This window comes from Victivallis lenta (assembly GCF_009695545.1).
Lineage (GTDB): Bacteria > Verrucomicrobiota > Lentisphaeria > Victivallales > Victivallaceae > Victivallis > Victivallis lenta.
This window is the reverse complement of record NZ_VUNS01000003.1, coordinates 307639-314189: the sequence shown is the minus strand read 5'-3', so window position 1 is coordinate 314189 and position 6551 is coordinate 307639. Positions and strand designations below refer to the sequence as shown.

Here is a 6551-nt window from a genome sequence, read left to right as displayed (position 1 = left end):
CGTAACGAAAGCCCTCCTGCAAGATGCAGGAAAATGAGCCGAAGCAGGTCGGATTCTTTATTCTCTCCTGTAAACTTACGCCCGAATTTCAAGACCTTCAGTTCATGGAACTTTTCCTGCCAGCCTTCGGGAAACAAAGAGACAATAAAATCCCAATCCGAAAAATACTCATCCCAAACTGCCATTTGAATACCTCGCTTGTTCTGATAAGAAAATAGCAGTAATTTATCATTTTACAAGAGGTTTAACTAGCGCATATGGGCGAAGCGCCCCGGACCCCAGACCGGCAGGGTGCCGGTGCCGGCGGCGGCTCTGCCGCCTTGACTTTTACTTCATTATCTCTGCGGCTTTACCACCGTCACCCCAATGCAGCGAGGGAGAAGTTCACGAGGTACTCGATTCCGAAGGGGAGCGCTTCGTCAGGGAAATCAAACCGGGAATTGTGGATCGCCGGCGAATTCTCCCCCGTGCCGACCTTGACGTAGACCCCCGGACAGCGTTTCAGGTAATAGGCGAAATCCTCCGCCCCCATCGAAGACTCCGCCAGCTCGACGTAACGGCCGCTGCCGGCGCGGATGACCTCCCGGGCCAGCTCAGTCGGCTCCGGCGCGTTTTCCGTGACCGGATAGGAAAGGCGGTACTCGATTTCCGTTTCGATTCCCCGCATGGCTCCGACGGCGGCGACAGTTCGGCGGAAACCATCCTCAAGCACGGCATCGGAGTCCGGCGAAAGCGAGCGGATCGTCCCCTCGACGACAGCTTCGTCCGGAATCACGTTGGCAAGCTCGCCGCCGGCAATGCGGCAGATGGTCAGAACAGCCGGCCGCTGAGAATCGACAAGACGCCCGGTCATTCCCTCCAACTCATGGACAAGGGCCGCCGCCGCCGTCACCGGATTCCGGGAGAGCGCAGGGCGGCTGCTGTGGCCGCCTTTTCCCCGGAGCACGACCTTGAAATGAGCGCACGAAGCCATGATCGCGCCGGTACGGGTCGCCAGTGTTCCAATCGGAAGCCCCGGCATGCCGTGCAGGGCGGTAACGACATCCGCCGCCGGATTCTCCAGCACCCCGGCGGCAACCAGTTCGCGGCCCATTGCCCGGTTTTCCTCGCCGGGCTGGAAAACAAAGCGGACGCTCCCGGCGAATTCGTCGCGACGCGAGACCAGCAGCTCCGCCGCCCCCGTCACCATCGCCGCATGTCCGTCATGGCCGCAGGCGTGCATATGCCCGGGATGGGTGGAACGATACGGCCTGTCGGTCGCCTCTTCGAGCGCGAGCGCATCGATGTCGGCACGCAGCGTCACATTCCGGCCCGCTCCCCGGCCGCCGTGCAGAAGCGCGACGACATCGGTTCCGAGGAACGGCGGAAGCACTTCAAGCCCGAGAACGGCGAACCGTTCCCGGATCAGCTGCGAGGTTTTGAATTCCTGCCCGGCCATCTCCGGAATCCGGTGCAGGGCGTGGCGGAATTCGATGATTCCGGGCAGAATGTCCGCAAGCGTCTTCATTCTTCGCAGTAGACCATTTTCCCGTTGACCAGCGTGCCCCAGACCTTGCACTCGACTTCGCGCCCGTTGAACGGCGTGTTGCGCGAATTCGACTTGAATTTGTCGGCATCGATGGTGTATTTGCGGGCCGGATCGAAAATCACAATGTCGGCGGGACGTCCTTCGGCCAGACTGTAATTTTCGATGCCGAGCACTTCGGCGGGGCCGGTCGTGAAAAGCTTCACGAGAGCGGCGAGATCGATGACTCCCTTGGCCACCAGTTCGGTATAGCAGAGCGGCAGCGCGGTCTCAAGCCCGATGATGCCGAACGGAGCATAATCGAATTCAACCAGCTTGGCTGTGCGCGTGTGCGGCGCATGGTCGGTGGCGATCACCGTGATCGTACCGTCGGCGACGCCCTCGATGAGGGCGAGACGGTCCTCTTCCGAACGCAGCGGCGGATTCATCTTGTAATTCGTGCTGTAAGTCTTGATGCACTCGTCGGTCAGCGTCAGGTGGTGCGGCGTCGCTTCGCCGGAGACCGGAATCCCCTTCGCCCGGGCGTTGCGGAGCAGCTCCACGCTCTCCTTGACGCTGACATGCTGCATATGGATCTTCCAGCCGATCTGGCGGGCGAGGATGATGTTGCGGGCAACCATGAGCTCCTCGGAGGCTCCCGAAATGCCGTTCATCCCGAGCAGGACGGACCATTTCCCTTCGTTCATGACGCCATCGGCCGCGAGCGTCTTCTCCTCGCAGTGGTCGAGAATCGGCAGATTGAAGGATTTCGCGTATTCGACCACATGGCGCATGAGCGAATGGTCCTGAATGCAGCGGCCGTCGTCACTGAGGGCAACCACGCCGGCGGCCTTCAGCGAACCGATACCGGCCATCTCCCTGCCCTCGTAGTTCTTGGTCATGCAGCCGCACGGGAGCACATGCACCACTCCCTTCTGCGCGGCGGTCTGGCGCAGGAACTCGATCGCGCCGGCAGTGTCGGCCGGCGGATTCGTATTCGGCATCGCGACGATGCTGGTGAAGCCGCCCGCCGCCGCAGCAGCCGTGCCGGAGGCGATGGTCTCGGCCATGTTGTTGCCGGGCTGGCGCAGATGCACATGCAGGTCGATGAAGCCCGGCGAGAGAATCTTCCCGCTGAGATCGACGACCTCCGGGTTGGCGATCTGCCCCGGATCGACGACGCGGCCCTCCGCCACGCCGATATCCATGACCGCGTCAACACCGCGCGCCGGGTCGATGACCCGCGCGCCCTTGAAAATATAGCTTTTGCCGTTCATTTCTGCACACACCCCGCTACGAGGAAAAGCACCGCCATGCGGACCGCCAATCCATTGGTTACCTGTTCGAGAATGACCGAATTCGGCCCGTCGGCGACTTCGCTGGTGATTTCGACGTCACGGTTGATCGGGCCCGGATGCATGATCAGCGCATCCGGCTTCATGAGTTTCATGGTTTCGCGGTTGATTCCGAAGAACCGGGCGTATTCGGAGGTGCTCGGAAAAAAGCCCGCCGCCTGCCGCTCGTGCTGGATGCGGAGCAAATTCACGACATCCGCGTCGCGGACCGCGTCCTTCAGATTGTGGCAGACCTTGACGCCGACCGCTTCGAATTCGCGCGGAACGAGGGTCGAGGGGCCGGCGAGCGTCACGTTCGCTCCGAGCTTCAGCAGCCCCCACATGTTGCTGCGCGCCACCCGGCTGTGGAGGATGTCGCCGAGGATGGTTACGTTCAGCCCCTTGATCCGGCCCATTTTTTCGCGGATCGTGAAGATGTCGAGCAGCGCCTGGGTCGGGTGGCTGTGGGCGCCGTCGCCGGCGTTCACCACGCCGCACTTCAGATGCTGTGCGATGAAGTCCTGCGCGCCCGGCGTGCTGTGGCGCATGACGACGAGATCGACCTGCAGCGCCTCGATGTTGCGCACGGTATCGAGCAGCGTCTCGCCCTTCTTGAGGCTGCTGACCTGCGCCTGCATATTCACGATGTCCGCCGAAAGACGCTGTTCGGCAAGCTCGAACGAGACCCGCGTACGCGTGCTCGGCTCGACGAAGAAGTTGACCACGGTTTTACCGCGGAGGGCCGGGACTTTCTTGACTTTGCGTTCGGAGACTTTCTTGAACTCCTCCGCGGTGTCGAGGAGGAAGGTGATCTCCTCGGGACTCAGGTCATACAGACTGAGCAGATCTTTTCTGGTCCATTCCATAAGGCGACTCTTGGTTCTGAATTGTTTCGTTACTTCCACTCGACTTCATAAATGCCGCTCTCCGCCGAATCGTCATCGTCGAAACGGACCGCAACCTTGTGGTCCGCCGGGGGATTGCAGGCGAATCCGACATAGTCGGCGCGGATCGGGAACTCCGGGCTGCCCCGGTCGACCAGCACCGCGAGCCGGATGATGCCGGGACGGCCGTAATCGGTCAGTGCATCGAGCGCGGCCCGGATGGTGCGCCCGGTCGAAAGCACGTCGTCGACGAGAATGATCCTGGTGTCGTTCACATCGAACGGAATAACCGTTTCGCGGATCAGCGGCAGAGCGCTTCTCTTCCCGAAATCGTCGCGGTAGAGAGAAATGTCGAGCATCGCCATCGGCGGCCGGCGGCCGGACAGCGTCTCAATGGCCGCGCAGAGCCGCTCCGCCAGCGGAACTCCCTGCTGATAAAGTCCGACCAGGGCGAAATCTTCCTCGCGGGCGGCACGGCAGTCCTCGACGATGGCCGCCGCCATCCGGTCGATCGCCGCAGCCGTCTCCGCGGCCGTGTAAAGGCGTTTCTTGAGCGTCATGAATTACTCCGAGCAAGAATGAAATTTTACTTTACTCAATATACCGCCGTTTTACCGCTTTCACAACATTCCGTCCGGAAAAAATATCCGGTTTTTGAAATCCCGGGAAACCGGCCGTTTTCGGGCCGCTGCAATTATTTTTTTCAAAAATTTTTGAAATGCCTATTGACATTTGTATAGCACTTTGGTATAATAAATCAACAACATGTAGCAAAGTGCTATATCAAAAATTACTCAACCTGACACGGAGAGCCGGGAATGAAAAGAAATTTTACGCTGATTGAACTCTTGGTGGTGATCGCGATCATCGCGATTCTGGCTTCGATGCTGCTGCCGGCCCTGTCCAGGGCGCGGGAATCGGGCCGCAAGGCGACTTGTACAAGCAACCTCAAGCAGGTCGGGACCGGCCTGGCCCTGTACGCGGGGGACTACACATACTATCCGCCCTCCAAGCCGGCCGCGGTGCTGGGAGCCAACTGCAACGCCTGGAGCTGGCTGCTGATGCCGTACCTCGGCATGGACAACAAGGTGACTCACGACTGGACCGAAGCCGCCAGAAGGCGCGAAACCGGCTCGCTGCACTGCCCGTCCAACCCGTTCAGCACCTCGAATATCGACCGGATCAGCTACTCCATGTACGGCTTCGGCCCTCTGGTCACCTGGTACGGCCTTACCAACTGGCGCTCCTACAAGGATGGCAGTTCCGGCGCGACCAATTATTATGTCGTCAAGCCGACTTCGCGGGCGACGACTGACGGAGGAGTCGGTGTGTTCCCGCAGCCTTCCACCACAGTGTTTATCGGCGAAATGGGTTTTTATTCCGGCGGCGCCGGGAATGATTATGCCTTCCAGAATGGCGATCAGCTGAACAACTATACCGATTCCTCGCGCGGCGACGCCGGTTTTGAGTTCTCCTTCCGCCACAACCAGAGAAAGAATATCCTCTGGTTCGACCTGCACGTGGCCGATGTGGCGCTGAACGAAGTCAACAGCGTAGGCGTCCGCCGGTAGGAGAAAACGGCGCTTCCCCGGAAAATTCATTTGATATCTGCGAATCCGGTGGTATTGTAACCGGGATATCGACAAGACAACCGGGGTGGTTCCGTGATGGATGAACAGCGCATGACGAAGGCGGATATGGCCAGAGAGTGGATCGCAAAGGAGATCCGGATCGGCAATTTCGCGCGCGGCTCCGTCCTGCCTCCCGAACGGGAGCTCGCCGTCCAGATCGGCGTCAGCTACATGACGCTGCGCAAGGCGGTGAGCGCACTGGTGCAGGAGGGAATCCTCGAGCGCAACCACGGCAGCGGAACCTTCGTCTGCAATGAGATTCCCGAGCAGAAGGTGCAGAAAATCCTCGGGCTGGTCCAGCCCGCCTGGGCGGCGCCGGAGACCCTCGATACCGTCATGTACTTCTCCCAGGCCTGCGAAGAGGCCAACTGGCTGCTCAAAGTCGTCAATGCGAGAAGCTGGGAGGACCGTTCGCTGCTCGATCTCTGGCAGAACTGCGACGCACTTGCCCTGACCATGATCCAGCAGGCGGAGAAAATGCCGCGGATTCTGCTTGAGAAACTGTGTTCGCCCGCCAAGCCGGTCGTCGCGGTCTGCTCCAGTGCGGAACATATCGGCCGCGATTCGGTCTATTATCTGAATGACGCCAGAATGGAAGAACCCTGCGACCGGCTGTACGAACTCGGGCACCGCCGCATTTTCCTGGTGGACCAGCTGGTCCGGGAATACGGAATTCTTGCCTCGATTCATCCGAGCCTGACCGGTTTCGGGCAGGTGTTCCGGGCTAAATATCCGGATGTGGAGTACAATTCATCGATGATGTCGCTGGAGGTGCCGTTTTTCCAGCTGGCCCACCATGCGATCCGGCAGGCATTCAACGAACGGAAACGGGAAATCGCCGGTTACAGCGCCGTCGTCTGCCCGCTGAGCTTCTACTGGGCGGTGATCTCAGGGCTGCGCGACATCGGCTTCCGGGTGCCGGAGGACATGTCGGTGCTGACCTTCGGCGACCGGCAGGAGGCGGAATTCTACTGCCCCCGGCCGGCGCTTTTCTCCGCCGAACTGAAAGATCAGGCGTACCGTGCTCTCGAGCTGATCCGCTGGCGGACGCAGAATCCGGATGAACCGCCCCGAGCCATTCAGGCGGCGGTCCGCTTCTCCGAAAACGAGACTTTCGCGCCGGCCCGCCGGTAGAGACCCGGTTATCCGCGACATCCGGCTTGACTTTTTCCGCAAGCGGATTTATAGTATTTTATCA

At 60.2% G+C, this 6551-nt stretch carries 6 protein-coding genes and 1 pseudogene; 2 read left to right on the top strand and 5 right to left on the bottom strand.

The features are described 5' to 3' along the window. The 5 genes and pseudogenes from FYJ85_RS05125 to pyrR all read right to left on the bottom strand — a co-directional run. A pseudogene (locus FYJ85_RS05125) lies at positions 1 to 185 on the bottom strand (hypothetical protein); the annotation flags it as partial. A 173-nt stretch (positions 186 to 358) separates the two neighbouring features. Then, positions 359 to 1507 carry a M20 metallopeptidase family protein gene (locus FYJ85_RS05120; RefSeq protein ID WP_106053990.1) on the bottom strand — a complete coding sequence of 383 codons (1149 nt, stop codon included), beginning with the start codon at positions 1505 to 1507 and terminating at the stop codon, positions 359 to 361. Beyond that, positions 1504 to 2781 (bottom strand): dihydroorotase, encoded by a 1278-nt coding sequence (locus tag FYJ85_RS05115; protein ID WP_106053991.1) that lies wholly within the window; start codon positions 2779 to 2781, stop codon positions 1504 to 1506. Before FYJ85_RS05115 ends, FYJ85_RS05120 begins: the two co-directional genes overlap by 4 nt. Then, positions 2778 to 3704, bottom strand: a complete 927-nt coding sequence (locus tag FYJ85_RS05110; protein ID WP_106053992.1) for an aspartate carbamoyltransferase catalytic subunit — start codon at positions 3702 to 3704, stop codon at positions 2778 to 2780. Before FYJ85_RS05110 ends, FYJ85_RS05115 begins: the two co-directional genes overlap by 4 nt. 29 nt (positions 3705 to 3733) lie before the next feature. Then, a complete protein-coding gene (pyrR, locus tag FYJ85_RS05105; RefSeq protein WP_106053993.1) occupies positions 3734 to 4282 on the bottom strand; it encodes a bifunctional pyr operon transcriptional regulator/uracil phosphoribosyltransferase PyrR in 549 nt (182 codons plus the stop codon). Positions 4283 to 4540: 258 nt separating this feature from the next. Here pyrR and FYJ85_RS05100 point away from each other — a divergent pair, with 258 nt between their 5' ends. Both FYJ85_RS05100 and FYJ85_RS24175 read left to right on the top strand, forming a co-directional pair. Then, positions 4541 to 5293 (top strand): DUF1559 family PulG-like putative transporter, encoded by a 753-nt coding sequence (locus tag FYJ85_RS05100; protein WP_106053994.1) that lies wholly within the window; start codon positions 4541 to 4543, stop codon positions 5291 to 5293. Positions 5294 to 5389: 96 nt separating this feature from the next. Further along, the gene (locus FYJ85_RS24175) at positions 5390 to 6487 is read left to right on the top strand and encodes a GntR family transcriptional regulator (RefSeq protein ID WP_106053995.1); all 1098 of its coding nucleotides are present in this window, start codon (positions 5390 to 5392) and stop codon (positions 6485 to 6487) included. The last annotated feature ends 64 nt before the right edge of the window (positions 6488 to 6551 follow it).